The sequence below is a fragment of the Ideonella flava genome (genome assembly GCF_051857595.1).
Classification (GTDB): domain Bacteria; phylum Pseudomonadota; class Gammaproteobacteria; order Burkholderiales; family Burkholderiaceae_C; genus Ideonella.
The window spans coordinates 1-26742 of record NZ_JBPZHD010000012.1; the positions used below are offsets into that span (position 1 = coordinate 1).

General features: G+C 70.2%; 21 protein-coding genes and 1 tRNA gene. 11 read left to right on the forward strand and 11 right to left on the reverse strand.

Annotated elements, in window-relative coordinates:
- Window positions 1-319 precede the first annotated feature (319 nt).
- Both ACS5PM_RS24410 and rfaE2 read left to right on the forward strand, forming a co-directional pair.
- Window positions 320-7741: an O-linked N-acetylglucosamine transferase family protein gene (locus ACS5PM_RS24410; protein WP_439390357.1), complete on the forward strand. Its 7422-nt coding sequence runs from the start codon at window positions 320-322 to the stop codon at window positions 7739-7741.
- Window positions 7738-8229 carry a D-glycero-beta-D-manno-heptose 1-phosphate adenylyltransferase gene (gene rfaE2 / locus ACS5PM_RS24415; RefSeq protein WP_439390358.1) on the forward strand — a complete coding sequence of 164 codons (492 nt, stop codon included), beginning with the start codon at window positions 7738-7740 and terminating at the stop codon, window positions 8227-8229. Before ACS5PM_RS24410 ends, rfaE2 begins: the two co-directional genes overlap by 4 nt.
- Window positions 8230-8258: 29 nt before the next feature.
- Here rfaE2 and ACS5PM_RS24420 read toward each other — a convergent pair whose 3' ends face one another.
- Window positions 8259-8576, reverse strand: coding sequence for an EthD family reductase (locus ACS5PM_RS24420; RefSeq protein ID WP_439390359.1), 318 nt, complete (start codon window positions 8574-8576; stop codon window positions 8259-8261).
- A 181-nt stretch (window positions 8577-8757) separates the two neighbouring features.
- Here ACS5PM_RS24420 and ACS5PM_RS24425 point away from each other — a divergent pair, with 181 nt between their 5' ends.
- Both ACS5PM_RS24425 and ACS5PM_RS24430 read left to right on the forward strand, forming a co-directional pair.
- Complete coding sequence (locus ACS5PM_RS24425; RefSeq protein ID WP_439390360.1) at window positions 8758-9189, forward strand: response regulator; 432 nt, start codon at window positions 8758-8760, stop codon at window positions 9187-9189.
- A 142-nt stretch (window positions 9190-9331) separates the two neighbouring features.
- Entirely contained in the window at window positions 9332-9940 is a 609-nt protein-coding gene (locus tag ACS5PM_RS24430) for a DUF1134 domain-containing protein (protein ID WP_439390361.1), read from the forward strand.
- Here the strand turns inward: ACS5PM_RS24430 and rfaD are convergent.
- Window positions 9927-10985 (reverse strand): ADP-glyceromanno-heptose 6-epimerase, encoded by a 1059-nt coding sequence (gene rfaD, locus ACS5PM_RS24435; RefSeq protein WP_439390654.1) that lies wholly within the window; start codon window positions 10983-10985, stop codon window positions 9927-9929. The genes ACS5PM_RS24430 and rfaD overlap by 14 nt on opposite strands.
- Window positions 10986-10987: 2 nt before the next feature.
- Complete coding sequence (locus ACS5PM_RS24440; RefSeq protein ID WP_439390362.1) at window positions 10988-11977, reverse strand: bifunctional heptose 7-phosphate kinase/heptose 1-phosphate adenyltransferase; 990 nt, start codon at window positions 11975-11977, stop codon at window positions 10988-10990.
- Window positions 11978-12077: 100 nt separating this feature from the next.
- Here ACS5PM_RS24440 and ACS5PM_RS24445 point away from each other — a divergent pair.
- Both ACS5PM_RS24445 and ACS5PM_RS24450 read left to right on the forward strand, forming a co-directional pair.
- Window positions 12078-12153: transfer RNA gene (locus tag ACS5PM_RS24445), tRNA-Thr, on the forward strand.
- Between the two features lie 222 nt (window positions 12154-12375).
- Entirely contained in the window at window positions 12376-13059 is a 684-nt protein-coding gene (locus ACS5PM_RS24450) for a hypothetical protein (RefSeq protein WP_439390363.1), read from the forward strand.
- 20 nt (window positions 13060-13079) lie between these two features.
- On the opposite strand, the gene ACS5PM_RS24455 is transcribed toward ACS5PM_RS24450, so the two are convergent.
- A complete protein-coding gene (locus tag ACS5PM_RS24455; RefSeq protein WP_439390365.1) occupies window positions 13080-13745 on the reverse strand; it encodes a UPF0149 family protein in 666 nt (221 codons plus the stop codon).
- A gap of 68 nt (window positions 13746-13813) precedes the next feature.
- On the opposite strand from ACS5PM_RS24455, the gene ACS5PM_RS24460 reads away from it, so the two are divergent.
- The gene (locus ACS5PM_RS24460) at window positions 13814-14818 is read left to right on the forward strand and encodes a Bug family tripartite tricarboxylate transporter substrate binding protein (protein ID WP_439390366.1); all 1005 of its coding nucleotides are present in this window, start codon (window positions 13814-13816) and stop codon (window positions 14816-14818) included.
- A gap of 10 nt (window positions 14819-14828) precedes the next feature.
- Window positions 14829-15380, forward strand: a complete 552-nt coding sequence (locus ACS5PM_RS24465; protein ID WP_439390367.1) for a methylated-DNA--[protein]-cysteine S-methyltransferase — start codon at window positions 14829-14831, stop codon at window positions 15378-15380.
- Between the two features lie 3 nt (window positions 15381-15383).
- On the opposite strand, the gene ACS5PM_RS24470 is transcribed toward ACS5PM_RS24465, so the two are convergent.
- The gene (locus ACS5PM_RS24470) at window positions 15384-15995 is read right to left on the reverse strand and encodes a hypothetical protein (protein WP_439390368.1); all 612 of its coding nucleotides are present in this window, start codon (window positions 15993-15995) and stop codon (window positions 15384-15386) included.
- A gap of 198 nt (window positions 15996-16193) precedes the next feature.
- On the opposite strand from ACS5PM_RS24470, the gene ACS5PM_RS24475 reads away from it, so the two are divergent.
- The 3 genes from ACS5PM_RS24475 (at window position 16194) to gshA (ending at window position 20509) form a co-directional block, all read left to right on the forward strand.
- Window positions 16194-16922 (forward strand): BPSS1780 family membrane protein, encoded by a 729-nt coding sequence (locus tag ACS5PM_RS24475; protein WP_439390369.1) that lies wholly within the window; start codon window positions 16194-16196, stop codon window positions 16920-16922.
- Window positions 16923-16935: 13 nt separating this feature from the next.
- Window positions 16936-18876, forward strand: a complete 1941-nt coding sequence (locus ACS5PM_RS24480) for a B12-binding domain-containing radical SAM protein (protein ID WP_439390370.1) — start codon at window positions 16936-16938, stop codon at window positions 18874-18876.
- A gap of 70 nt (window positions 18877-18946) precedes the next feature.
- Window positions 18947-20509, forward strand: coding sequence for a glutamate--cysteine ligase (gene gshA, locus ACS5PM_RS24485; protein ID WP_439390371.1), 1563 nt, complete (start codon window positions 18947-18949; stop codon window positions 20507-20509).
- 263 nt (window positions 20510-20772) lie between these two features.
- Here gshA and ACS5PM_RS24490 read toward each other — a convergent pair whose 3' ends face one another.
- The 6 genes from ACS5PM_RS24490 to paaD all read right to left on the reverse strand — a co-directional run bounded on the left by ACS5PM_RS24490 (window position 20773) and on the right by paaD (window position 26733).
- Window positions 20773-21018 carry a DUF1653 domain-containing protein gene (locus tag ACS5PM_RS24490; protein WP_439390372.1) on the reverse strand — a complete coding sequence of 82 codons (246 nt, stop codon included), beginning with the start codon at window positions 21016-21018 and terminating at the stop codon, window positions 20773-20775.
- Window positions 21018-23063, reverse strand: coding sequence for a phenylacetic acid degradation bifunctional protein PaaZ (gene paaZ / locus ACS5PM_RS24495; protein WP_439390655.1), 2046 nt, complete (start codon window positions 23061-23063; stop codon window positions 21018-21020). The genes ACS5PM_RS24490 and paaZ overlap by 1 nt, the downstream gene beginning before the upstream one ends.
- An 81-nt stretch (window positions 23064-23144) precedes the next feature.
- A complete protein-coding gene (locus ACS5PM_RS24500; protein WP_439390656.1) occupies window positions 23145-24245 on the reverse strand; it encodes an ABC transporter substrate-binding protein in 1101 nt (366 codons plus the stop codon).
- A gap of 41 nt (window positions 24246-24286) precedes the next feature.
- The gene (locus tag ACS5PM_RS24505; protein WP_439390373.1) at window positions 24287-24967 is read right to left on the reverse strand and encodes a TetR/AcrR family transcriptional regulator; all 681 of its coding nucleotides are present in this window, start codon (window positions 24965-24967) and stop codon (window positions 24287-24289) included.
- Between the two features lie 12 nt (window positions 24968-24979).
- Window positions 24980-26065: a 1,2-phenylacetyl-CoA epoxidase subunit PaaE gene (gene paaE, locus ACS5PM_RS24510; protein ID WP_439390374.1), complete on the reverse strand. Its 1086-nt coding sequence runs from the start codon at window positions 26063-26065 to the stop codon at window positions 24980-24982.
- A gap of 146 nt (window positions 26066-26211) precedes the next feature.
- The gene (paaD, locus tag ACS5PM_RS24515) at window positions 26212-26733 is read right to left on the reverse strand and encodes a 1,2-phenylacetyl-CoA epoxidase subunit PaaD (RefSeq protein ID WP_439390657.1); all 522 of its coding nucleotides are present in this window, start codon (window positions 26731-26733) and stop codon (window positions 26212-26214) included.
- Window positions 26734-26742: the final 9 nt, after the last annotated feature.

Sequence of the window (26742 nt, forward strand, 5' to 3'; positions counted from 1 at the left end):
GACAGGCTCAGGCCGAACGGGGAAGGAGGGTTCGTCTTGCCGGAGGCCATGCGCCTCCACCTCTCCATCCCCGTTCGCCTTGAGCCTGTCGAAAGGTGAACGGCATGCACCACGGGGCCTTCGACAAGCCCCGGCGCACCTCCACTCCGTTCGCCTTGAGCTTGTCGAAAGGTGAGCGCGCACGCCGCCGGCCTTTCACGAACTCATCCCGGAGGGTGATGAGGAAATGCCACCTGAGCGGGCCGCTTTTCCCGCGTCTGGTCTCGCGCGCGGCCCCTACCCTTGCCAGGATATGGAGCTCCTCGCCCCCACGTCCGCCGTGCCCGTCACTCCCGCGCCCACGGGCGCCGTGCTGGACCGCCTGCGCGAGGCCGTCACCGCCTTCCGCAGCAGCCAGCCCCGGGCCATGGCAGACGCGTGCCGCGCCGCGCTGGCGATCCAGCCGACTTCGCCCGAGGCGCTGCAGCTGATGGGCGTGGCCCAGCACCTGCTCGGCGAGCACGAGCAAGCCCTCGCCTGGCTGGACCGAGCCGCCGCCGTGAAGCCCGACGCGGCCGACCTGCACGTCAACCGAGGCGAGGTGCTGCGCACCCTCACCCGCTGGCCCGAGGCCGAGGCCGCGCTGCGCCGCGCCCTGGAGCTGCTGCCCGACAACGTCGAGGCCTGGAACAACCTGGGCCTGGTGCTGCAGGCCCGCGGCCGCCACGCCGAAGCGCAGGCGGCCTACGACCACGCGCTGGCCCTGAAACCCGGTCACCTGGAAGCCACCAACAACTTGGGCACCCTGCACCAGGAGCTGCGCCGCCCGGCGCAGGCCGAGGCCTGCTACCGCGCCGTGCTGGCCAGCCGGCCCGAGCACGTCAACGCCCTGAACAACCTCGGCACGCTGCTGAAGGAGGCCGGCCGCACCGACGAAGCCGTGGCCCTGTATCGCCGCGTGCTGGAGATCGACCCCTCGTTCCACCGCAGCTGGAACAGCCTCGGCCAGCTGGCCAAGGAGCGTGGCGACCACGACGAGGCGATGCGCTGCTACCGCCGCTCGCTCGACCTGGCGCCCGGCAACGCCGACACGCTCTACAACATCGCTCTGGCCGACCTGCTGTTCGGTCACCTGAAGCGCGGCTTCGCCGGCTACGAGATCCGCTACCACCCGCGTTCGCAGAACAAGAGCGCGCCGCGGGCCCCGGCCCTCGGCTGCCCGATGTGGCAGGGCGAGCCGCTGGCCGGCAAGCACATCGCGCTGGTGCGCGAGCAGGGCCTGGGCGACCAGCTGCAGTTCTGCCGCTACGCTGCCCAGCTGCGCGATGCCGGCGCCGAGGTCACCCTCATCGTCGACGGCCCGCTGGTCGCCTTGATGCGCAGCCTGGAAGGCCCGACGCGCGTCATCGCTCCCGGCGAGATGCACGCGCATCGCTACGACTTCTGGGCCTTCCTGCTCAGCCTGCCGCACCGGCTGGGGACCGACACCGGCAACGTCCCCGCCAGCGTGCCTTACCTTCGCGCGCCGGCCGACAAGGCCGCGGCCTGGCGTGCTCGCCTGGCCCGGCCAGCCGGCGTGCGCGCCACGGTCGGCCTCGTCTGGGGCGGCAACAAGGACCACGCCAACAACCGCAACCGCTCGGCTCGTCTGGAGACGCTCGCACCGCTGCTGGCGCTGCCGGGCCTGCGCTTCGTCAGCCTGCAGAAGGGCGAGCCGGCCGAGGAGCTGCGCGCATCGCCTTGGCGCGACCAGGTGCTCGACCTCGACGCCGAGTTGAACGACTACACCGACACCGCCGCGGCCATGGAGGCCATCGACCTGCTCATCTCGGTCGACACCTCGGTCGTGCACCTCGCTGGCGCGATGGACAGGCCCTGCTGGGTGATGGTGGCCCACGGGCCGGACTGGCGCTGGCAGCGCGAAGGCGAAGCCACGGCCTGGTATCCCAGCCTGAGGCTGATCCGCCAGCGTGCTGCGCAAGATTGGGATGGCGTGGTGGAGACGATGCGCGAACGCCTGTCCGTCTGGTCACCGCAGGCCCTCGATGTGCCCGCGGCACCCCTGCTCCACCGTGCCATGGCCGCGCTGAACGCCGGCGACGACGCCGCGGCCGAGTCCCTGTGTCGCGAGGCGCTGGCACGCGATGAACGAGCCATCGACGGCTGGCACCTGCTGGCCCTGGCCCACAAGCGCCAGCAGCGTTTCGCCGAATCCCTCGCCGCGTTCGGACGCGCGCTCACGCTCGCCCAGGAGCCGGCCTTCCGCGCCGTGATCCTCGCCAACCGGGGCAACACCGAGCAGGCTGCAGGGGATCTCGAAGCCGCCGTGCGCAGCTACCGCGCGTCGATAGAACTCGCACCGCGCGAAGGCAACACCTGGTGTGCCCTCGGCCAGGCGTTGTCCGCACAGGGCCGGCATGACGAGGCCGAGGCCGCCTGGCGCGATGGGCTCGCCCAGGGCGCCGCGCCTGCCGGCCTGCTGAACCTGCTCGCCGCCGCCGCGCAACGCCGCGGCCGGCGCGACGAGGCCGAGTCGATGTTCCTGCAGTCGCTGCACCACGCGCCCAGCGCACCCACCGAATACAACCTCGCCAACCTCTACAACGACGCCGGCCGCCATGCCGACGCCATCGCGCACTACCGAGCCGCGCTGGCGCTGGACCCGCACTACACGCTGGCCCAGACCTCGCTGCTGCGAGCCCTGCAGGCGGCGGGCGACTTCGCCGGCGCGCGCGAGGCCACGGCTCAGGTGATCGCCACGGTCGATGCGGGTGGCGACGAGCCGCTGGCCGGCCCTGCGCAACCCGTCTTCCCCTTCGCCTACCTGGCCCTGCCCGCCACGCGAGCCCAGCAGCGCCGCTGCGCCCGCCAGTGGGTGGCGCGCCAGTACGCCGGGCCGCTCGCCCGCGCTCCGCACATGCGTTATGCGCCCGCGCCGGCGCGCGAGGGCGGCGATCAGCGGCTGCGCATCGGCTACCTCTCGTCCGACCTGCACGCCCATGCCACCGCCTACCTGATGGCCGAGGTCTTCGAGCGGCACGATCGCCAACGCGTCGAGGTCATCGCCTACAGCTGCGGGCCGGACGACGGCAGCCCGATGCGTGCGCGGCTGATGCGCGCGGTGGATCGTTTCGTCGAGTGCTCGACGCTCGGCCTCGAGGACCTGGCCCGGCGCATCCACGCCGACGGCATCGACATCCTGGTCGATCTCAAGGGCTACACGCGCGACACGCGCAGCGGCGTTCTGGCCTTGCGGCCGGCGCCGGTGCAGGTCAACTTCCTCGGCTATCCCGGCACGCTGGGTGCGGGCTTCGCGGACTACCTGATCGGCGACCCCATCGTCACGCCGCTGGACCACGCGGCGGACTACGACGAGCGCATCGCCCAGCTGCCGCACTGCTACCAGCCCAACGACCGCCAGCGCGCCGTCGGCCCGGCCCCCACGCGCCTCGAAGCCGGTCTGCCGGAATGGGCCCCCAGGTCGGGGCCTGGCCCCGCCCGCCCCCCGGGGGGGATCGGGGAACTCGGGAGCGGCCCTTCTTTCCCCGAGCCGCCGGTGGTCCTCGCCTGCTTCAACTACAGCTACAAGATCACCGAGGCCGTGTTCGACCGCTGGTGCCGCATCCTCGGCCGCGTGCCCAACGCCGTGCTGTGGCTGCTGCGCTCCAACCCGCTGGCTGAAGCGAACCTGAAGCGCGAGATGCAATCGCGCGGGCTCGATCCGTCACGCCTGTTCTTCGCGCCGGAGTTGCCGCTCGCCCGCCACCTGGGCCGCCTGCAGCTGGCCGATCTGGTGCTCGACACCGAGCCCTACAACGCCCACACCACCTGCAGCGATGCGCTGTGGGTTGGCGTGCCTGTCCTCACCCGCACCGGCGACACCTTCCCCTCGCGCGTGGCGACCAGCCTGCTGCAGGCCGCTGGCGTGCCCGAGCTCGCGACCGCGAGCGCCGAAACCTACGTTGAATTGGCTGTGGCCCTGGCCACGCAACCGGCCCGCCTGGCCGCGCTGAAGCAGCGACTGCAATCGCAGCGCCTGTCAGTGCCCCTGTTCGACAGCGCCGCCTGGACGCGCGGGCTGGAGGACCTGTTCGAGCGCATGGCCTGGCGGCAACGCCAGGGCCTGGCACCCTCCGCGCTCGCCGCCGTGCGCACGCCCTGGCCGGCGACCTCGATCGAACGCGCCTTCGCGCTCTACCAGGCCGGTGCCGCCGACGACGAGGCCATCGCCTACGCCCAGGCCGCGCTGCGCGAGGAGCCGCAACGCCCCGACGGCTGGACCCTGCTGGGCATCCTCTTCAAGCGCGCCGGCCGCCTGGACGACGCCGAGGCCGCCTACCGCCACGCCCTGCAGCTCGCCCCCGCCTATCCCGACGCGTGGAACAACCTGGGCAACCTGCGGCGCGATCGCGAGGACCGCGACGGCGCACTGGCCGCCTACCGCGAGGCCGTTCGCCTGAACCCCGGCAACGCCGAGACGCTGCACAACCTCGGGGTCGCGCTCGAGCACTTCGGGCAGTGGGACGACGCGCATGCCGCCTTCGATGCCACGGTGCAGGCCGATCCGAAGCATGTGGACGGCCACTGGAACCGCGCACTCGCCCTGCTGCTGCACGGCCGCTTCCGAGAGGGTTTCAAGGATTACGAATGGCGCTTCGACCGGCGCCAGCCCGAGCCCCGCCTCTGCCCCCAGCCGGTGTGGGACGGCACGCCCCAACCCGGGCGCACCCTGCTCGTCTGGGCCGAACAGGGTTTCGGCGATGCGATGCAGTTCCTGCGCTTCCTGCCCGAGGTGAAGCGCCGCGCCGGCGCGGGTTGCCGCGTGGTGGTGGAGGTGCTGGGCGAGATGATGGCGCTGGTCGCCCGCACGCCGGGTGTCGAGGCCGTCAGCCAGCGCGGCGCGACGCCGGTGGCCTTCGACACGCACGTGGCGCTGATGAGCCTGCCGCACGTGCTGGCCCTCGCGGACGATGCGCTGCCCACGCTCGTGCCCTACGTCCACGCCGATGCCGGTGCCTGCACGCGCTGGCGCGATCGCCTGCTCGCCCACGGCTGGCAACGCGAGCGCGAGCTGGCGGTCGGCTGGGTCTGGGCCGGCAACCCCAACGTCAAGAACGACGCGCAGCGCTCGCCGCGCTTCGCTCCCTTCGCGCCTTGGCTGCGATTGCCCGGCCTGCGCTGGTTCGCTCTGCAGAAGGGCGATGGCCGGCGCGACCTGGCCGCGCATGCCCCGCTGCCCGCGCACTTCATCGACCTCGACAGCGAGATCGGCACCTTCGACGACACCGCCGCGGTGATCGCCGAGCTGGACCTGGTCATCACTTCGGACACTTCGGTGGCGCACCTCGCCGGCGCGATGGGCAAGCCGGTCTTCGTCACCCTGCCCTGGCACCACGACTGGCGCTGGGGGCTGCAGGCGGATCGCAGCGACTGGTATCCCAGCGCGCGGCTGTTCCGCCAGTCGGTCCGAGGCGACTGGTCCGGCGTGCGCGATGCGGTCGCCGGCGCCCTGGGCCAGTGGGTGCGGCACATCCTGCCGCGCGATGCAGCGGCGCCCGCCGATGCCGATGCTTGGCTGCAGCGTGCGTTCGGCAATTACCAGTCGCCAGCGTTCGATGCGGCGAAGGCCGGAGGCGACGTGGTCTGCGCCCTGCAACGCGCACCGAAACGTGCCGATGCCTGGGCCTTGCTCGGGGCGATTCAGCGCCGAGCCGGTCAACCCGGACGAGCCGCCGAGGCGTACCGCCGCGCGATCGATGTCGAGCCGCGCTACCCCGACGCCTGGCGCAACCTGGCGGGTCTGCACAAGGCACGCGGCGAGCACGCCGAGGCCGGGTGTCTGCTGGACGAGGCGTTGCGCCTGGCTCCGGACGATGCGCTGGCCCTGTCGCAACGCTCGGACCTGCATCGCCAGCAAGGTCGAACGGACGAAGCGATCCGCGACGCGCAGGCGGCGCTGGCCCACCGGCCGGCGCTGGCCGAGGCCGCGCTGCACCTGGGCAACGGCTTGATCGATGCGGACCGCTTCGCCGAAGCGCGCGTCGCGTTCGAGCGCGCGCTGACCCTGCAGCCCGGCTGGCTCGAAGCCCGGTTCAACCTGGGCATCGCCTGCCAGCGCGACGATCGACCCGCCGAGGCCGTCACGCACTTCGAAGCGGTGCTGGCCACGGACCCGACGCACGAGCGCGGCCGCTACAGCCTGGGCCTGGCCCTGCAAGCCGCCGGGCGTCCATCGGATGCGCAAGCGCAGTACGAGGCGCTGCTGCGGGGCCGACCCGAGCACTTCGCCGCCCGGTTCAACCTCGCTGCGGTGCACCTCGCGCTCGGCCGGCATGCCGAGGCGCTCGCCGCCTTCGAGGTCTGCCAGCAACTGCAACCCTTGCACGCAGGCGTCGCGCTTCAGATCGTCCACCTGCGGCAGCAGCTGTGCGACTGGGCAGCGCTGCCCGGCGAGGCCGCGCTGCGGGGGCTGGTGAAGCAACTCGGCAGCGAGCCGCCGGCGGCAGCTCCCGCGTTCGACGCCCCTTCACCGTTCTCCCTGCTTTCGCTGCCGGTCGCGCTGAGCGATGCGGAGATCGCGCCCGTCGCGCAGCGGCACGCGCACCTCATCGCCGGCCGTGCAGGGCAACCGCTGCCGGCGATCGCCGCGGTCGACAAGCCGCGGCTGCGCCTGGCCTATGCCTCCGCCGACTTCCACAACCACGCCACCATGCACCTGATGCGTGGCGTGTTCGCGCGGCACTCCCGCGAGCGCTTCGAGCTCAGCGCCTGGTCCTTCGGGGCCGACGACGGCAGCGAGTACCGACGCGGCCTGGAGCGCGACGTCGAGCGCTTCCATGACGTCTCGCGCTCAGGCGACCGTGCTGTCGCGCAGGCCATGCGTGATGCCGGCATCGACATCCTGGTCGACCTCAAGGGCTACACGCGCGATGCTCGCCCCGGCGTGTTCGCCCTCAAGCCTGCGCCCGTGCAGCTCACCTGGCTGGGCTATCCCGGCTCCAGCGGCGCGGACTGGTTCGACGCCGTCATCGGCGACCCCATCGTCACGCCGGCTTCGGCTCAGCCTGCCTTTGCCGAACCGATCGCGAACCTGCCGAACAGCTACCAGTGCACCGACGATGCACAGGCGATCGCGTCGACCGGCGTGACGCGCGCCGACGCAGGCCTGCCCGAAGATGCCATCGTGGTGGCCTGCTTCTGTACCCACTACAAGCTCGACGCGGAACTGTTCGCCTTGTGGATGCGCTTGCTGTGCCGAGAACCGCGCGCGGTGCTGTGGCTGGTCGAAGGCCATGCCTCGGCACAGGTTCGCCTGCGTGCCGCGGCAGTCGCTGCCGGCGTGGCGCCGGAGCGCCTGGTGTTCGCGCCGGTTCGATCCAAGGACAGGCACCTGGAAAGGCTGGCGCTGGCCGACCTCGTGCTGGACACGCGCTTCTACAACGGCCACACGACCGTCAGCGATGCGCTGTGGGCCGGCGTGCCGGTGCTGACGCTGCAGGGCAGCGCTTTCGCCGGCCGCGTCGGTGCCAGCCTGCTGCAGGCCGCAGGGTTGCCGCAGGGCATCACCCACAGCGTGGCCGAGTACGAGTCGCTGGCCGGCCGCCTCATCGCCGATCCGCAGATGAGGAAGGCCTGGAAGCAGCAATTGCGCGACGCACGCCAGCGCGCTCCGCTATTCGATACCCGCCGCTTCGTGACGGATCTCGAAGCGCTCATCGAACGCGCGTGGGCCGCAAAGCTGGCGTCACAATCGCCCGCGTGAACGCCGACACCCTCGACCCCTTCGACCCCGCCCGCAAGCTGCTCAGCCAGGACGACGCCGTCGCGCGGTTCGCCGGCCTGCCCGGCACCGTCTTCACCAACGGCGTGTTCGACGTCCTGCACCGCGGTCACGTGGCTTATCTCGCCGCCGCGCGCGCCCTCGGCGACCGACTCGTCATCGGCGTCAACAGCGACGCCTCCGCCCGCCGCCTCGGCAAGGGCCCGGACCGGCCGCTGAACACCGAACGCGACCGCGCCTTCCTGCTCGCCGGCCTGGAAAGCGTGGACGCAGTCGTGCTCTTCGACGAAGACACGCCCCTGGCCGTCCTCGCCAAGCTCAAGCCCTCGATCTACGTCAAGGGCGGCGATTACGACATGGCCAGGCTGGCCGAAACGCCCCTGGTGCAAAGCTGGGGCGGCCGCTCCCTCGCCCTGCCCTTCGTCGACGGCTACTCCACGACGGCCCTCGTCAGGCGCATCAGGGGTTGAGGGCGCGAGCGGCTCCGCCGTCCAGGCCCTTAACCCCCGACGACCACCTCGCTGATCTGCAGCACCGGCTTCAGGTCGGTGTAGTTCGGGATATCGCCCAGGATCTCCTTGGCGTGCGGGCCGAAGCCGGCCTGGAAAGCCTCGACGGAATCGCAGAAGACGTGGCACATGCCGATGTAGGTGGCGGGCTCGCCGGGCGCGCCGCCTGACAGGCCCTTGTCGATGGTGTAGTAGCGGCAGTGCTCGCCCATGCGCTCCTTCAGCAGCGGCATGTGCTTGTCGCGGTAGTAGTCGTGGTCGAACCGGGCGCCGGGGGTGTTGGGGTACATCACGCTGACCTTGATCATGCTTTTCTCCTTGCTGCAGCGGTCTCCAGTGGGACGCCGATCATGCCGGCATAGGCACTCTGCGGCAACGCCGCGCCGCTCGCGAACACCAGGCATGCCCCGGCCCCGCGAGTGGCAATCCGGGCGTGCGTCAAAAGCGTGAGAATGGGGGAAGCCATCCACAGAGTTCGTGGAGCGCACCATGCCTCAATCGCACCCGACCGAACAAGCACCCCCGCCCCCCCTGCAGGGCTCCGTGCTGTACATCGAGGATGAGCCCATCAACTTCATGATGGTGGAGGCGCTGCTGGCCGGTCATCCGGGCGTGCGTCTCGTGCGCGCGCAGACCGGGGACGAAGGGGTCCAGCTGGCCCGCAGCCAGCGTCCGGATGCGATCCTGCTCGACATGCACCTGCCCGACATCTCCGGCATCGAGGTGGTGCGGCGCCTGAGCGAGGACATCTCGGCCGGCGCCTTCCGCGTCATCCTGCTGACCGCCGACAAGCTCAACATCGACGTGCTCAAGGCGATGAGCCTCGGCGCCTTCGAGTACCTCGTCAAGCCGGTCAAGCGTGAGCTTCTCGAGGCGTCGCTGGGGCGCGCGCTGGCCGCCAAGGCCAAGCGCAGGACGTAAAGATTCTTCAAGCCTCGAGGGCTATAGGCGACGGCCTACACGCGCTCGGGATTACCGGTGACAGACGCTGGCCGGACCGGTCGCCAGAGTTTTCTCCAGCAGTGGCGAATCGCGCCGCGCATCGCTTGATGGAGAGATCAACATGGCTTCGCCCTTCCTCGACCTGACCACCCTCCACGACCCTCAACGCCGCCAACTCCTGGGGCAGCTCGGCGGCTGCGCCCTGGCCTGGGGCCTGCCGACGTGGGCCGCGGCGGCCACCGACGACGACACCTTCGATCAGGACTCCACCCTGCGTGCGGTGACCGACTTCTTCGGCGAGACCACCGAGGGCCTGGCGAAGGTGGTCGAGAAGGCCTTCCGCGAGCAAGGCCGGCCCAACGGCTACATCCGCGGAGAGGAAGTGTCCGGTGCGCTCACGGTGGGCCTGCGCTACGGCGACGGCGAACTGATCATGAAGCGCGGCGGCACGTCCAAGGTCTACTGGGCGGGTCCATCGATCGGCTTCGATGCGGGCGCCAACGCCTCCAAGGTCTTCACGCTCGTCTACAAGCTGCCCAACGTGGAAGCGATCTACCGTCGCTATCCCGGCGTGGACGGCAGCCTGTACTTCGTGGGCGGCGCGGGCATCAACTACCAGCGCCTGGACGGCGTGACGCTCGCCCCGATTCGCCTGGGCGTGGGCCTGCGCAGCGGCGCCAGCGTCGGCTACGTGCACTACCGGCGCGAGAAATCCCTCAACCCGCTGTGACGGGGCGGCGGCCCGAGCGGCTGCGCGTCGGCGCGGCCGCCGGCAGGCCGTCCGTCGGATCCATCAGCCATTGCGCATACAACCCGACGCCGGTCGACACGTTGGTCATCGGGCGGTCGTAGCCGGCACGCCGCAGCGAGCGCAGGTCGGCCTGCGTGTGGCATTGGTAGTGGCCGTGCAGCGCCTGCGGGAAGGGGACGTAGCGCAACAGCCCCGCCTCCACCAGGCCGGCCAGCGGCAAGGGCTCCTCGTTCTTCGCGGCGCGGCAGGTGTTGAGCATCGCCGCCGCGACGGCATTGAAGGGCTCGGCCCGGCCGGAGCCGAGGTTGAAGATCCCGCTGGCCCCGCCGTGCTCGAGCAACCACAGGTTCACGTCGACCACGTCTCCCACCCAGACGAAATCTCGCTGGTGCGCGCCGGGGCGGTAGCCGCCGTACTCGCCGAACAGGTCCACGTGGCCCTGCGTGCCCCACTGCCCGAAGTGGTGGAAGGCGACCGAGGCCATGCGGCCCTTGTGCTGCTCCCGCGGGCCATACACGTTGAAGTAGCGAAGGCCCGCCACCTGGGTCTTGGCACCAGCGCGCAAGGCGCGGCGCACGGTCTGGTCGAAGATCAGCTTGGACCAGCCGTAGACGTTCAGCGGCCGCTCGTTCGCGGGCTCCTCGGCAAAGACCGTGGAGCCGCCGTAGACCGCCGCCGAAGAGGCGTAGATCAGGCGCGTCCCCTGACGCTGGCAGGCCTCGAGCAGCTGGCGCGAGCACTCGTAGTTGCGCGCCATCATGAACTTGCCGTCGTGCTGCATGGTGTCCGAGCACGCGCCCTGGTGCAGCACGGCGTCGACGCGGCCGAAGTCGCCGCATTCGAAGCGTGGATAGAACTCGTCCAGGTCGACGTAGGCCGCCAGCTGCGTGCCGACCAGGTTGCGAAACTGCTGGCCGTTGCTGAGATCGTCGACGGCGATGACGTCGTCGATGCCGCGCGCGTTCAGCGCATGCACCAGGTTGCTGCCGATGAAGCCGGCGGCGCCGGTGACGACGACGCGCATGCTCACGCGCCCTCCAGCGCGGCGGCGCGCGGGCGCCTCGGCAAGGGCGTGGGCGCGGGTGCCGGCTCGGCCTGCGCCATCGCCGCGAGCAACTCTTCGCGGCCGACGGTCGAGGTGCCGAACTTGCCCACGACGATGCCGGCCGCGCGGTTGGCCCAGCGCATCGCCTCGAAGCCGTCGTCGCCCTGCGCCATGCGCCAGGCCAGCGTGGCCAGCACGGTGTCGCCCGCACCGCTCACGTCGTAGACCTCGCGCACGCGCGCCGGCTCGTGCACCATGCCGCGGCCATTGAACATCGTCATGCCGGCCTCGCCCTGCGTGACCAGCAGGTAGGTCCACCCCAGGCGCTTGCGCAAGGCCACGGCCTGGCGCTGGAACGCCGCCGCGTCGGCCCAGGGGCCGGCGACCGCCTTGAATTCACCCAGGTTGGGCTTGACGAGCGTGGCCCCGGCATAGCGCGCCCAGTCCAGGCCCTTGGGGTCGACCAGCACCGGCCGCAAGGCGCCACGGGCGGCGTCGATCAGGCCCTCGCAGCGGTCAAGGGCACCCTTGGCATAGTCGGACAGCACGACCAGGCCATGGTCGGGCAGCAGGGATTGGTACCGCGCGGCGAGCATGTCCAGCATGCCGGGCATCGGGGCGCCCTCGAAGTCGGCACGCAGCATCTGATGGCGCCGCGCCACGCAGCGGATCTTCTGGATGGTCTGGTAGCCGGGCGCGGCCACCCTTTCCAGCCGCACGTTGGCCTCGGCCAGGAGAGCCTGAAGGGTGTCGCCGGCCTCGTCTCGGCCGGCCAGCGCCAACAGCGTGACGGGCGAACCGAGCGCGGCCAGGTTGAGCGCCACGTTCGCGGCGCCGCCGGCCCGGTCATAGCGCTGCGTGACCCGCAGCACCGGCACCGGAGCCTCGGGCGAAATGCGGTCGACGCTGCCGTCCCAGTAGCGGTCCAGCATGGCGTCGCCGACCACCAGGATGGGTTGGCTGTTCTTCACGCGGCCATGTTCCCATCGGCCCCGGCGCTCGAAGCCCTCGAAAAGCCGCCCTCGCGCAGCCCATTTCGGGCCCAAACCCTCTGCTAGAATTCGCGCTTTCGCCGGTGTAGCTCAGTTGGTAGAGCAGCGCATTCGTAATGCGAAGGTCGGGAGTTCGACTCTCTTCACCGGCACCAATGCCCACGGGCGCCAGCAGGTTCGCATCCCGCTGGCGCCCGTTTCGTTTGGGTGCCATGGCGGGCCTTCGATGCCGCCGCTCGGCCCCGGCGCGGCCCCGGTCCTTGTAAAGATCCGGCCGGGCGCGAAGCAGCGCACGACATAGGGGGCCGAAACCGGGTTTCTCGGGCTTTTGACTCTGCTTGCCATGACGATGATCGAGGCAACAGGAGTCCTTCCCCGTGCCGAAGATCTTCACCGCTGGCGCCCTGGCGCTGGCGTCAGTGGCTTGTTGCGCCGCCGACCTGACCGAGACCGAGACCCGCTGGCTGCAAGGTGCGATGCCCGTCATCGCCCATGCCCAGCAGCTGAAGCTCCCGCTGGACATCGTGGTGCAGCCACAGCCTTCGGCCGGCCTGGCGCCGCTCGCGCTGGCCTTCATCGAAGGCCGCTGCAAGCTGGTGCTTTCGATGCGCGGCAACCCCGAGGCCGAGGCCACGCTGGAGCGCATGGAGCCGGCCTTGCGCGGCCCGGTGCTGGAGCTGATGGCCGCCCACGAGATAGGCCACTGCCGGCGCTACCTCGACGGCGCCTGGATGAACACGCCGGCCGGCTTCGTCACCTCGTCCGTCCCGACGAGCCTCAAGCCCGATCAGCGCCAGGCGTGGATGGACATGAAGGCCACGCGCCGCGAGGAAGGCTACGGTGACCTCGTCGGCCTGTCCTGGACGCAGCAGCATCATCCCGAGCTGTACGGCCAGGTGCGCAACTGGCTGCTGAAGGAACGTTCGCGTGACCTCATCCCCGGCAGCCACCACGACACGCTGGCCTGGGTCAGGCTGGCCGTCGACGGCCGGGCCTTCGACGGCCCCACGCTCTTCGACGGCGTGACCGCGCTGTGGAAGGCCGGGCTCGCGGCCGACTGATGACCGACTGAGGGGCGACTTCAGTCGGCGGCGGCCGGGGCGCCGCGAGCCGCGCCGGCACGCCGGGCGTGCATGGCCAGCACACCGTCCACCACCTGGCGCGCCATGCCGTCTCGCGCCTGCGGATCGTCCAGCGCCTCGGCTTCTTCGCAGTGAGCCTCCGTGGCCTCGTCGCCGCCCAGCAGCGCGATCGTGCGCAGCGTCGGCCCCAGCTCGGCATCCTGCAGCCAGGCGTGCCACGCCTCGGGCTGCAGGTCCATCGCCTGCAGGAAGCCGGTGCACCAGTCCTGGGCATCGATCCACTCCTGCGTCTGCCCGTCCTCGCCTTCGGCCTCGACGATGCTGAACAGGGGTTCCCACAAGCGCGGATGCTCGCGCAGCGCCACGGCCACGGCCTGAAGGTGCCGCAGCGCGAACAGGGTCGCCCGCTTGCGCTGCCGGTTGCTCACGAAGGGCTCGCCGTCCGGGCCGTCGCCGCCCCAGATCAGCGGCAGCCAGTCGGCCGTGGGCCATTGGTCGAGCCACTGCGGCGGCGCGAGGAGCATCGCGGTCAGGTAGCCGTCCACGCCCTCGAGGGTCATGGCGCCGTCGGCCTGCACGTTCTGCAGCAGCTCGTCGAAGGCCTGCAGCTCTTCGTCGTCCAGCGGGGAGTTGTTCGAGCCGCGGTCGAATTGGGGATACGTCATGGCGGCGATTGTGGCGCGCGCGGGTTACGCTTCGAAGCCATCACCCAACCAGCAGGAGAAGAATCGCCATGGCCCTTCCGTCGACCCGCTTCGGCCGCCGCACCGGACTAGCCGCCCTGCTGGCGCTTGCCGCCGCCGCCTTCGCCCCGGGCGCCGCGCTGGCCCAGCAGCCGCTGGCCGGCAAGACGGTGCACCTGCTGGTCGGGTTCCCCGCCGGTGGCGGCACGGACGCCATCGCGCGCCTGTTGGCCGAAGCACTGAAGGACGAGCTGGGCGCGACGGTCATCGTCGAGAACCGGCCCGGCGCGGGCGGCCAGCTCGCCGCGCAGGCGCTGAAGGCCGCGCCGCCGGACGGCACGACACTGTTCATCAGCCACGACCACACCATCTCGATCCTGCCGCAGGTGGTCAAGTCGCCCGGCTTCGATCCCGCGGCGGACTTCGTCCCGGTCGCCGGCTTCGCCACCTTCGTCAATGCCTTTGCCGTCTCGGGCGGCACGCCTGCGAAGTCGTTCAACGAGTACGTGGCCTGGGTCAAGGGTGCCGGCGGCGGCAAGGGCGCGGTCGGCGTACCGGCCCCCGCCTCGGTGCCGGAATTCCTCGTCAAGCTCGTCGGCGAGAAGTACAAGCTCGACCTGGTCGCCGCGCCCTACCGCGGCAGCGCGCCGATGATGGCCGACATGCTGGGCAACCTGATCGCGGCGGGCGTCGGATCGGTGCCGGACCTGATCGAGAACCACAAGAGCGGCAAGGTGCGCGTGGTGGCGGTGATGGGCAGCGCGCGCCAGCCGGCACTGCCCGAGGTGCCGACCTTCGCCGAGCTGGGGCTGGCGGGTTTCGAGGACGTGCCCTACTACGGCCTCTTCGCGCCCGCCGGCACGCCCAAGCCGACGCTGGACCAGATCTCGAGCGCGCTGGCCAAGGTGCTGGCCAGGCCGGCCCTGCATGAGCGCCTGTCGGCCATGGGCCTGGCCGTCGCCCACATGAGCGGCGAACAGCTGGGCCAGCGCGAGCGGGCCTACACGGCCACCTGGTCCCGAATCATCAAGGCCACGGGCTTCGTGCCGCAGTAAGGCCGCACACGTGGCCGGCTTCGCCTTCTTCGGCACCCCGGCCGGCCTCGTGGGCCTGGCCTGGGACGACGCGCTGGCCATCAGCGGCGGCCAGCTGCCGGAGGCCACCGAAGAGCTGACCCGGCTGCGGATGCAGCAGCGCCATCCGGGTTGGGTCGAGGCTGCCGATCCTCCGCCGGCCATCGCCTCCGTCCTGAAGCGCCTGGCCGCGGCGCTGCAGGGCGCACCGGACGCGCTGGAAGACGTCCCGCTGTCGGACGCCGACATCCCCGACTTCCACCGCCGCGTCTACGCCCTCGCGCGCCGCATCCCGCCGGGGCAGACCCGGACCTACGGGGACCTGGCCCAGGAGCTGGGCGGCCCGGCCGTTGCGCGCGCGGTGGGCCAGGCGCTGGCGCGCAACCGTTTCGCCCCGCTCGTGCCCTGCCACCGGGTGATGGCCGCGCACGGCCAGGCGGGCGGGTTCTCGGGGCCGGGCGGGTTGCACGCCAAGCTCAGGCTGCTGCAGCTCGAAGGCGCGGCCCTCGGAGCCTGGCCGGGCGTGCAGCCGGGGCTGTTCTAGGGCTCAGGGTCCGGGCACGGTCTCACGAAGCTCCACACGGTCCACGTAGAACAGGCCTCCATTCGGATCCTGGTTGTAGATGACCAGGGTGTCGGTGGCGCCGGAGGAGTCGGTGCACACCCGCAGCTCCTCCCACTCTCCGTGTTTGGTGCTCCACGAAACCGGGCCGGTGTTGCCCGCGCTGGACTGCAAGGCCACCTGGCCCTTGGCCACCTTCACCCAGGCCGAGAACATGTAGGTCTTGCCGGCCGTGCCGGGGACGGGCTGGAAGATCCCGCCTTCGTTGCCGCCGGCCTGGAACTTCAGCATCAGCGTGCCCTTGGCATAGGGGGCATTGGAGGGCACGAGCGTCGAGCAGACCTTGTCGCCGTCGTTGCTGCTGTGCATGGTCCAGTGGGCGGCCGCCGAGTCGGTCGAGCCGGAGCGGGGTGTCCAGCAGGTGGTGGTGCCCACCGGTACGCCAGCCTGGGCGTTCTCGAAGTTGGCGTTGATGGCCGTGTTGCCGGTGACGAAGCCGATCGGCGGGCAGTAGATGGACGCTGGCGAGGTGGCGCAGGCGGCGCCTGCGAAGGCCAGCAGGGCGGCGCAGGAAAGCAAGGGCTTGAAGCTCATCATGGCGGACTCCCGAGGCTGCATGGGCGCCGGGTGAGGCGCACCCGGCCCCGCCAGTGTGGGCGTCGCCGCGCGCAGCACCATCCCGGGCGCTAGGGGCGCCGGCGGTGTCCGCTTCGCCCGACGGATTCCGAACCCGGCCGACGCACGGCAAGGCACCGGAAACAGGCTATCGTGCTGGCCTTCACTACGGAGGTGGACATGGATTCGACGACGACAGCGCCGGCGCCGCGCGGGGTGGATGCCGGGCGCGGCGTGAACTGGTGGACCGATGCCTGGGCCCTGTTCATGAAGAACCCGGGCATGTGGATCGTGCTGGGACTGATCTTCATCATCGTCTGCATCGTGCTGAGCGTGATCCCGCTGCTGGGCAGCCTCGCCACCGCCCTGCTGACACCCGTCTTCGTCGGCGGCTGGATGCTGGCCTCGCGCAAGCAGGAAGGCGGCACCGCCATCGAGGTGGGGGACCTCTTCCTCGGCTTCAAGGACCAGCTCAACCCCCTGCTCGTGCTGGGTGCGCTGTCGCTGGCGGCCACCCTCGTCGTGGTGCTGGTGATGTCGGTCTTCGGCCTGGGCTTCGGTGCGCTGATGGCCTTCGGCATGTCGAGCCACAGTGCGGGCGGAGCGCTCGCCGGGGCCGGCACGGCGATGCTCGCACTTCTCGTGGGAATGGCCCTGTTCGTGCCCATCACCATGGCTTTCTGGTTCGCGCCCGCGCTGGTGGTGTTCGAGGGCACGGCACCGGTGGAGGCCGTCAAGGCCAGCTTCGCGGCCTGCCTGCGCAACGTCATGCCCTTCCTCATCTACGGCGTGCTCGGCCTGGTGCTCAGCATCGTCGCGTCCATCCCCTTCGGGTTGGGCTGGATCGCGTTGTTGCCGGTGATGCTGCTGACGATCCACGTGTCGTACCGCGACATCTTCGGCCGCTGAAACTGCACGCGACATGGCCACGACCGGGGTGAAGGCGCTGCGCGTGTTGTCGGTGATCCCGCCGATGACGCAGCTGAACACGCCTTACCCCTCGACGGCCTACCTCACCGGCTTCCTGCGCTCGCGCGGCATCCAGGCCGTGCAGGAAGACCTGGCCCTGGCGCTGGTGCTGCGGCTGCTTTCGGCCGAAAGCCTGGCTGCCTTGCACGAGCGCGTTCAGGCCCTTCCCGCCGCGCGCCAGACGGCGCAGACGCGGCACTTCGCTGCCGAGTACCCGCGCTATGCCGCCACCGTCGCGCGCACCGTCGCCTATCTGCAAGGCGAGGACCCGACGCTCGCGCACCGCATCGCCAGCCGCGGCTTCCTGCCCGAGGGCGAGCGCTTCCGCTCGCTCGAGGTCTACGGCGAGCTGTATCCCGAAGAGGCGGATCCGCTGGGCTGGGCCTTCGGCGCGCTCGGCCTGCAGGACAGGGCACGCCACCTCGCCACGCTGTACCTCAACGACCTGGCCGACGTGCTGCGCGACGCCGTCGATGGCCGCTTCGAGTTCGTGCGCTATGCCGAGCAGCTGGCCACGAGCCAGCCCCACTTCGACCCGCTGGCCGAGGCGCTCGCCGCGCCCCGCCACCTGATCGACGAGACGCTGCACGCGCTGACCCTCGAGGCGCTCGCCCGCCACGAGCCGCACGTCGTGCTGCTTTCGGTGCCCTTCCCCGGCGCCGTCTACGCCGCGCTGCGCATCGCCCAGACGATCAAGCAGGCGCGGCCGCAAACCACCGTCGCGCTCGGGGGCGGCTTCGTCAACACCGAGCTGCGCGAGCTCGCCGAGCCGCGCCTGTTCGACTACGTCGACGTGGTCACGCTGGATGCCGGCGAGCGGCCGCTGCTGGCCCTGCTGGAGCGCGTGGCCGGCGAGCGCTCGGCCGAGCGCCTGGTGCGCAGCTTCGTGCGGGACAAGGCCACCGGCCACGTCCGATACGTCAACTGGCCCGAGCCCGACCTGCCCTTCGACGAGACCGGCACGCCCACCTGGGACGGCCTGCCGCTCGGGCAGTACCTGTCGCTGCTCGACATGCTCAACCCGATGAACCGGCTGTGGAGCGACGGGCGCTGGAACAAGCTCACCGTCGCCCAGGGCTGCTACTGGAAGAAGTGCAGCTTCTGCGACGTCACGCTGGACTACATCTCCCGCTACGAGGCTGCCTCCGCCGCCGTGCTGGTCGACCGCATCGAGCGCATCGTCGACGAGACCGGCCAGACCGGCTTTCACTTCGTGGACGAGGCTGCGCCGCCCAAGGCCCTGCGCGCCCTGGCCGACGAGCTGGAGCGCCGCGGTGTCGAGATCTCCTGGTGGGGCAACGTGCGCTTCGAGAAGACCTTCACCCCGCAGCTGGCCGAGCAGTTGGCCGCCAGCGGCTGCATCGCCATCTCGGGTGGCCTGGAGGTGGCCTCGGACCGGCTGCTGACGCTGATGAAGAAGGGCGTCTCGGTCGAGCAGGTGGCCCGCGTGACCAAGGGCTTCGCCGATGCCGGCGTCATGGTCCACGCCTACCTGATGTACGGCTTCCCGACGCAGACCGTGCAGGACACCGTCGATGCGCTGGAGTACGTGCGCCAGCTGTTCGAGAACGGCTGCATCCACTCCGGCTTCTTCCACCGCTTCGCCTGCACGGTGCACTCGCCCGTCGGCCAGCAGCCCGGCAACTACGGCATCACGCTGATGCCCTTGCCCGAGGGCCGCTTCGCGAAGAACGACGTCGGCTTCGTCGACCCCACGGGCGCCGACCACGATGCCCTCGGCCGCGGCCTGAAGAAGGCCATCTACAACTACATGCACGGCATCGGGATGGAGGAGGACGTGCGGGCCTGGTTCACCGACGTCAAGGGCAAAATCCCCCGTCCCACCGTGCCCCGCCAGCGCATCGCGCGCGCCCTCGAGGCCGCCGGCCTATAGTCGGCACCCGGCGACGTATCACATCTGCGCATTTCCCCACGCCACGCTGCGGTCATCCAGCTGACATCCAATGGCGCTCCCCCACCAGAACACCAACGACGCCGTGAGCATCCTGACGACCCGTTTGCAGGCCTTGTCTGCCGAACGTCTGCGCGGCATCCGGCGCGGCATCGAGAAAGAAAGCCTGCGCGCGCTGCCGGGCGGCGCCCTGGCGCAGACGCCCCATCCCCTTCTGCTCGGCTCCGCGCTCACCCACCCTCGGGTGACGACCGACTTCAGCGAATCCCAGGTCGAACTGATCACCGGTGCGCACCTGACCGTGGCCCAGTGCCTGGCCGACCTGGCCGACACCCACCAGGCCGTCTACCACGCGCTGCAGGCCGAGGGGCACGGCGAACGCCTGTGGGTTTCCAGCATGCCCTGCTGCCTGCCCGACGAAGAGCACATCCCGATCGGCCAATACGGCCACTCGAACGTGGGCCGCGCCAAGACCGTCTACCGCACCGGCCTGTCGTACCGCTACGGCCGGCGCATGCAGACCATCTCGGGCATCCACTACAACTGGTCGATTCCCGGCGCAGGCAGCGACGACTACTTCGGCCTCATCCGCAACTTCCGCCGCCAGAGCTTCCTGCTGCTGTGGCTGTTCGGCGCCTCGCCGGCGGTGTGCAAGAGCTTCGTCGACGGCCTGCCGCACGGCCTCGATCCCTTGGGCCCCGGCACGCTGCACCTGCCCCATGCCACCTCCCTGCGCATGGGCCGCCTCGGCTACCAGAGCGACGCGCAGTCGCGGCTGGCGGTGAGCTACAACGGCCTGGCCGGCTATGGCGGCTCGCTGCAGGCCGCCCTCACCGCGCCCTACCCGCCCTACGAGAAGATCGGCCTGCGCGACGAGGATGGCAACTGGAAGCAGTTGTCGACCCATCTGCTGCAGATCGAGAACGAGTTCTACGGCACCATCCGCCCTAAGCGCACCATCCGCACCGGCGAGCGCCCGCTGCACGCCTTGCGCGAGCGCGGCGTCGAGTACATCGAGGTCCGCTGCATGGACCTGGATCCGTTCGAGACCATCGGCATAGGCGCGACCACGGCCCATTTCCTCGACGTCTTCCTGCTGCACTGCCTGCTGCTCGACAGCCCGCCCGACACGCCCGACGAGATCGCCGCGCTCGGCCGCAACCAGCACCTGACGGCCGCCCGTGGCCGCGAGCCTGGCCTGAAGCTCGAGCGCCAGGGCCGCGAAGTGCGGCTGGTCGACTGGGCGGCCGAGATCGTCGACCAGTGCGCCCCCATCGCCCGCACGCTGGATGAGCTGCATGGCGGCACGGCCCACCGTGATGCCCTCGCCGCCGCCCAGCGCGCGCTGGCCATCCCGGCGACCCTGCCCTCGGCCCGCGTGATCGAGGTGATGCAACGCGAGTACCGCGGCGAGTTCGCGCCCTTCATCGACGCGCGGTCCACCCAGGCCGCCGAACAGATCCTCTCGCGGCCTCTGCCCGACCCGGACGCACAGGCCCGCTGGGCCGCCGAAGCCGCCCAATCGCTGGTCGAGCAGCGACGGATGGAAGAGGCCGAGACGCTGACCTTCGAGGAGTTCCTGGCGGACTATCTTTCGCCGGCGAAGCTGGGGTGAGCTGGTCGACCGAAGCACAGAACGCTGTTGGCGTCCCCTGCCGGCAGGCCATGGGGGCCGCACCTGCGGCTATCGAGAACAGCAGTCGGACTGCACCGAATCCTCCGACCGCGGGCGGACCGCTCAGCGAGCCGTACACACAGTGGATCGCCGCCCAGAATGCAGCCGTCGACAAGCACGGCATCTGGAGCGACGATCTCCTCGCTTGGTAATCAAGGCCCGGCCCATGGTCGACGCGGGTCGGATACCGTGTTGAGCGGCGTCTAGCCGACCAGCTCGAAGCGCGGCACGCGTCGCCCTTCGACCTCGATCTCGCCGAAGAACATGGCGTGCGGCCGCACCCACAGGCCGGTGCTGTTGTACAGCGGCGTGTAGAGCACCAGCGGCTCCAGCGTCTCGCTGTGCCGCACCACGCCGTGGACCTGGTACTCGCCGCCCTTGTAGTGGCGGTACCGGCCCGGCGGCGTGGCGGGCAAGGGCGGCAGGTCGCCGTCCTCCACGCGCGCCATCAGGCCGCCACGGGCCGCTTGGCCACCAGGGTGAGGATGTCGTAGCTCGCCACCAGCTCACCGTGCTGGTTGCTGACCTCGACGTCCCAGGCGACGACGCCCTGGCCGCGACCCTTGTCGTCGGTCTTCATGCGGTCGATCTTGCGCTTGGCGGTCAGGCGCGCCTGGATGGTGTCGCCGATCGCGACCGGCTTGACGAAGCGCAGGGTGTCCAGGCCGTAATTGGCCAGCACCGGGCCCGGGCCCGGGCTCACGAACAAGCCGGCGGCAGCGGACAGCACGAAGTAGCCGTGCGCGATGCGCTGGCCGAACTGGGTGTCCTTGGCCGCGATCTCGTCGAAGTGCATGTAGAAGAAGTCGCCCGAGACGCCGCCGAAGTTGACGATGTCGGCCTCGCTCACCGTGCGGCGGTGCGTGGTCAGGCTCTCGCCGATCTGCAGGTCCTCGAAGTGGCGGCGGAAGGGGTGCACCTCGGTCTCGATGCGGGCGGCGCCGCGCACGTACTCGCCCGTCACCGCGGCCAGCATCGTGGGGGAGCCCTGCACCGCCGTGCGCTGCAGGTAGTGCTTGACGGCACGGATGCCGCCCAGCTCTTCGCCCCCACCTGCACGGCCCGGGCCGCCGTGCTTGAGCATGGGCAGCGGGCTGCCGTGGCCGGTGGATTCCGGCGCGGCTTCACGGTCCAGCACCAGCAGGCGGCCGTGGTACGCCGCCGCCGCCGGGATGGCCTGGGCGGCAATGGCCGGCGTCCTGGTCACCAGCGAACCGACCAGGCTGCCCTTGCCGCGCGCGGCCAGCGCCAGCGCCTCGTCGAAATCGTCGTACGCCATCAGCGTACTCACTGGGCCGAAGGCCTCGACGTCGTGCACGGCGTCGTTGGTGAGCGGGTTCCTGGCGAGCAGCAGCGTCGGCGGGAAGAAGGCACCCTCGGCCGTGCCTGCGCCCTGAGGCGTGAAGGCTTCGGCACCGCAGATCAGTTCGGCGCCCTCGCGCAGCATCGCCACCCGCTCGGCCACGTCGGCCTGCTGGCTGTGCGAAGCCAGCGCACCCATCTTCACGCCCTCGAGGGACGGGTCACCCACCACCGTCTTGGCCAGGCGAGCCTTGAGCGCGGTGGCAACCGCATCCACATGCTGGCGCGGCACGATGGCGCGGCGGATCGCCGTGCACTTCTGGCCGGCCTTGACCGTCATCTCGCGGGCCACTTCCTTGACGAAGAGCTCGAACTCCTCGTCGCCCGGCTGCACGTCGGGCGCCAGGATCGCGCAGTTGAGCGAATCGGCCTCGGCGTTGAAGGGCACGGATTGGCGAATGATGTTCGGATGCACCCGCAGCTTGGCCGCGGTGTCGGCCGAGCCGGTGAAGGTGACCACGTCGGTGCCGGTCAAGCGGTCCAGCAGATCGCCCGTGCCGCCGATCACCAGTTGCAGGCTGCCCGGCGGCAGGATGCCGGACTCTTCGACGAGGCGCACCATCGCCTCGGTGAGGTAGCTGGTGGCGGTAGCCGGCTTGCCGATGCAGGGCATGCCGGCCAGGAAGGTCGGTGCGAACTTCTCCAGCAGGCCCCAGATGGGAAAGTTGAAGGCGTTGATGTGCACCGCGACGCCCTGGCGCGGCACCAGGATGTGGGTGCCCGCGAAGCCGCCCTTCTTGCCGAGCGGGATCACCGGCCCTTCATGGACCAGGTTGCTGCTGGGCAACTCGGCCGAGCCCATGCTGGCGTAGGCGAACAGCGTGCCGGTGCCGCCCTCGATGTCTATCCAGCTGTCGACGCGGGTCGCGCCGGTATGGGCCGAGATGGCGTAGAGTTGCTCCTTGCGCTCGACCAGGAACTTGGCCAGCGCCTTCAGGCGCGCCGCGCGCTCCTGGAAGTTCAGCTTCAGCAGGGCCGGCAGGCCGGTGCCCCGCGCATACGCCAGCGCCTCGCCGAAATCGATCGCCTCGGCATGGGTGCGGGCCACGGGCTGGCCGTTGATGGCGCTGCGCAGGGTCTGCGCCGCCTCGCTGCCGACCCAACGGCCGCCGATGAAGCTCTGGAGTTGCATCACGCTCATGGAAATCTTTCTCGATCAAAGAAACAGGGCCTGCGCGCAGGGCGCCGCAGGCCCGAAGGTCAAAGCGTCTCGTCAGGGCTGGTACTTCCAGGCGCCCTTCTCGATTTTCACCATCACGCGGGCGCGCTGGTCGAGGCCCAGGTGATCGTTGGGCGACATGGTGAAGATGCCGTGGGCGCCGGGCAGTTCCTTGACCTGCTCCAGCGCATCGCGCAGCGCAGCGCGGAACTCGGCGGTCCCGGGCTTGGCCTTCTTCAGCGCCACCGGGATGGCGGCGGTCATCAGCAGGCCGGCATCCCAGGCGTGGGCGCCGAAGGTCGAGACCGAACCCTTGCCGTAGGCGGCTTCGTACTTGGTCACGTATTCCAGTGCGGACTTCTTCACCGGATGGCCGGCGGGCAGCTGATCGGCCACCAGCACCGGGCCGGAGGGCAGCAACTCACCCTCGACGTTCTTGCCGCCGACACGGAGGAAGTCGTTGTTGGCCACGCCATGCGTCTGGTAGACCTTGCCGGTGTAGCCGCGTTCGACCAGCGCGGCGGCCGGCAGCGCCGCCGGCGTGCCGGAGCCGGCGATGAGCACGGCATCGGGCTTGGTGCCGGCGATCTTCAGCACCTGTGCCGTCACCGACTGGTCGGTGCGGGCATAGCGCTCGTTGGCGACGATCTGGATGCCCTTCAGGCCCGCGGCCTTGCTGAACTCGTTGTACCAACCCTCGCCGTAGGCATCGGCAAAGCCGATGAAGCCCACCGTCTTGATCTTCGCGTCGGCCATGTGCGAGGCGATGGCCAGCGACATCATGATGTCGTTCTGCGGCGTCTTGAAGACCCAGCGCTTCTTGGCGTCGATGGGCTCCACGATGCGTGCCGACGCGGCCATCGAGATCATCGGCACCTGCGCTTCGGCGACCGCGTCGATCATCGCCAGCGAATTCGGCGTGGTGGTCGAGCCGAGGATGATGTCGACCTTGTCCTCGGCGATCAGGCGGCGGGCGTTGGCGACCGCCTTGGTGGTGTCCGACGCGTCGTCGAGCACGATGTAGTTCACCTTCTGCCCGGCGATGGTGGTGGGCATGATGGCGATGGTGTTCTTCTCGGGGATGCCGAGCGACGCCGCCGGGCCGGTGGAGGACACGGTGACGCCGACGTTGATGTCGGCGAACGCGCCACCCATGGCCAGCAGGCCGGCCACGGCGATGAGGGTCTTGAGGACTTTCACAGGGCTGTCTCCTTACGTGCGGATTTCTTGCGGGGAGCCGGAGCTTGTGGTTCGGCACCTGGGCGGGGGAGGCTGACGGCGTGCAAACCACCGAAGAACAACTCGGCCACCATCGGCGCCATCTGTTCGTGGGTCAGCCGCTGGCCATCGTCCTCCTCGGCCGGCTTGAGCCAGGTGAACATCCAGTTGATCATGCCAAAAAGCAGCATGGTCAACGGTTTGTGCAGGTCCACCGGCTTCAGCGCCGGGCGGACCGCGGCCACGGTGCTGGCGAATGCATCGACCACGCGCCGTTCGATGCCGAGAACGGCCTCGCGCTGTGGTTCATCGAGGAAGCGCACATCCTCGGTCAGCACGCGGTGCTCGTTCTGGGCGTTGGCGTACTGGCGCACGAAGCGCACGATGAGCTCGCGCAGGCGCGCTTCGGGCGCTCGCGGCTCGGCCAGCACTTCGTCGACCACGGCTTCGAGGCGCTTCACATGCCCCACGGCCACAAGCGCCAGCAGCTCGTGCTTGTCGCGAACGTAGTGGTAGAGCGCCGCCTTGGAAAGCTCGCAGGCGGCCGCCACCTGGTTCATCGAAGTCGCCGTGTAGCCCTGCTGCGCAAACAGGGCCGCCGCCTGCGAAAGGATCAGGTCGCGTTGGTCGTCGTAGCCGGCGGAACGGGGTCGGGCCATGCAGCGTCGGTCTCAGCGGTCGTCGAACGAGACCGTCACGCAGGGCGTCAGCGGATGCGCCTGGCAGGTGAGGATGAAGCCATCGGCGACCTCGTGCTTCTCGAGGGCGAAGTTGCGGTCCATGCGCACCTGGCCATCGGTCAGCTTGGCGCGGCACGTGCCGCACACGCCCGACTTGCAAGAGTACGGGACATCCATGCCGGCCGCCGCAGCAGCGTCGAGGATGCTCGGGTCGGTCTTGCGAAAGACGATGTCGCGCGTCAGCCCATCTCGCACGATGGTGATCTTCGCGTTGTCGGCGTCGCCTTCCTTGGGGGCGTGCAGCTTGGCCAGGTCACCGGCGGACTGCAGCGCGATGCCGAAGCGCTCGATGTGGATGCGCTCCTGCGGCACGCCCGCCTCCAGCAGCGCGGCCTCGCCCTCGTCGTTCATCGCGTAGGGGCCGCAGACGAAGGCGTGGTCGACCTGCTTCGGGTCGATCACCGTGCGCAGGAACTCGGCGATCTTCTCGCGGTTCATCATGCCGGTGTTCAGGGGCGAATCGACCTGCTCGTCGCTGAACACGTGGTGCAGCGTGAGCCGCGTCATGTAGAGGTTCTTCAGGTCCTCGAGTTCTTCCTTGAACATCGTCGAGGAGGGGCGGCGGTTGCCGTAGACCAGCGTGAAGCTGCTGCCGGGCTCGCGCGCCAGCACCGTCTTCATGATCGACAGGATGGGCGTGATGCCGCTGCCGCCGGCCAGGCCGAGGTAGTGACGCGACTGCTCCGGAGCCAGCGGGACGAAGAACTTGCCCTGGGGCGGCATCACCTGGAGCGTGTCGCCGGCCTTGAGGTGCTGGTGCAGCCAGTTCGAGAAGATGCCGCCCGCGACCTTGCGCACGCCGACGCGCAGCTCGCCGTCGTCCAGCCCGGCGCAAATCGAGTACGAGCGACGCACGTCCTGGCCGTCCACGTCGCGGCGCACCGTCAGGTACTGCCCCTGGTTGAACTTGAACAGCTCGGCATGCTCGCCCGGCACGTCGAACGAAACGATCATCGCCTCGTCCGTGTCTGGCTTGACCTCGCGGACGCGCAGAGGGTGAAAGTGAAGTGTGCTCATGGTTTCACGGGCGCGCGAAGCGCCGCTCGATTCAAGGGCGTGCGCGGATCCGGCTTGGCCGGTCCCGCGGCGCGAGCCCCAGGGTCATGAAAGGGCCCTTTGAGGTCCCCGGGGGGCAGCGACCGGAAGGAAGCGTGGGGGTCCATTCAAATGGGTTTGAAGTGTTCGAACGGCTCGCGGCACGAGAGGCATCGGTACATCGCCTTGCATGCCGTGGAGCCGAAGGCGGACAGGCGCTCGGTCTGCGCGCTGCCGCATCGGGGGCATTCGACGCCGCGCGCCAGGATGCGGATGGGCGCGCCCTGCGAGGCGTCGCCGCAACGGCCCGGCGGCGCGATGCCGTAGGCGTGCAGTCGCGCCAGGCCGGCCTCGCTGATCCAGTCGGTCGTCCAGGCCGGCGCGCGACGCATGGTGACCTGGACCGGGCCCAGGCCGTCTTCTTCCAGCGCGCGACAGATGGCTTCGTTGATCTGCTCGGTGGCGGGGCAGCCGGAGTAGGTCGGCGTCACCACCACGCCCAGGCCGGCGCCTTCCTCGACGATCTCGCGCACCAGGCCCAGGTCGACGACCGACAGTGCCGGCACTTCCGGATCGGGCACGCTCCCGAGCACGGCCCAGGCCCGCTCGATGCGGCTTTCGCCGGCCCGGTGCGCAGGCTGCTCGGGCAGCGCCCAGCG

Coding starts and splice junctions, on each gene's coding strand:
- ACS5PM_RS24420 (WP_439390359.1), bottom strand. CDS start 8,576: ATGATCAAGGTCAGCGTGATGTACCCCAACACCCCCGGCGCCCGGTTC.
- ACS5PM_RS24425 (WP_439390360.1), top strand. CDS start 8,758: ATGCCTCAATCGCACCCGACCGAACAAGCACCCCCGCCCCCCCTGCAG.
- ACS5PM_RS24430 (WP_439390361.1), top strand. CDS start 9,332: ATGGCTTCGCCCTTCCTCGACCTGACCACCCTCCACGACCCTCAACGC.
- rfaD (WP_439390654.1), bottom strand. CDS start 10,985: ATGCGCGTCGTCGTCACCGGCGCCGCCGGCTTCATCGGCAGCAACCTG.
- ACS5PM_RS24455 (WP_439390365.1), bottom strand. CDS start 13,745: ATGACGTATCCCCAATTCGACCGCGGCTCGAACAACTCCCCGCTGGAC.
- ACS5PM_RS24460 (WP_439390366.1), top strand. CDS start 13,814: ATGGCCCTTCCGTCGACCCGCTTCGGCCGCCGCACCGGACTAGCCGCC.
- ACS5PM_RS24470 (WP_439390368.1), bottom strand. CDS start 15,995: ATGATGAGCTTCAAGCCCTTGCTTTCCTGCGCCGCCCTGCTGGCCTTC.
- ACS5PM_RS24475 (WP_439390369.1), top strand. CDS start 16,194: ATGGATTCGACGACGACAGCGCCGGCGCCGCGCGGGGTGGATGCCGGG.
- ACS5PM_RS24480 (WP_439390370.1), top strand. CDS start 16,936: ATGGCCACGACCGGGGTGAAGGCGCTGCGCGTGTTGTCGGTGATCCCG.
- gshA (WP_439390371.1), top strand. CDS start 18,947: ATGGCGCTCCCCCACCAGAACACCAACGACGCCGTGAGCATCCTGACG.
- ACS5PM_RS24490 (WP_439390372.1), bottom strand. CDS start 21,018: ATGGCGCGCGTGGAGGACGGCGACCTGCCGCCCTTGCCCGCCACGCCG.
- paaZ (WP_439390655.1), bottom strand. CDS start 23,063: ATGCAACTCCAGAGCTTCATCGGCGGCCGTTGGGTCGGCAGCGAGGCG.
- ACS5PM_RS24500 (WP_439390656.1), bottom strand. CDS start 24,245: ATGGGTGGCGCGTTCGCCGACATCAACGTCGGCGTCACCGTGTCCTCC.
- ACS5PM_RS24505 (WP_439390373.1), bottom strand. CDS start 24,967: ATGGCCCGACCCCGTTCCGCCGGCTACGACGACCAACGCGACCTGATC.
- paaE (WP_439390374.1), bottom strand. CDS start 26,065: ATGAGCACACTTCACTTTCACCCTCTGCGCGTCCGCGAGGTCAAGCCA.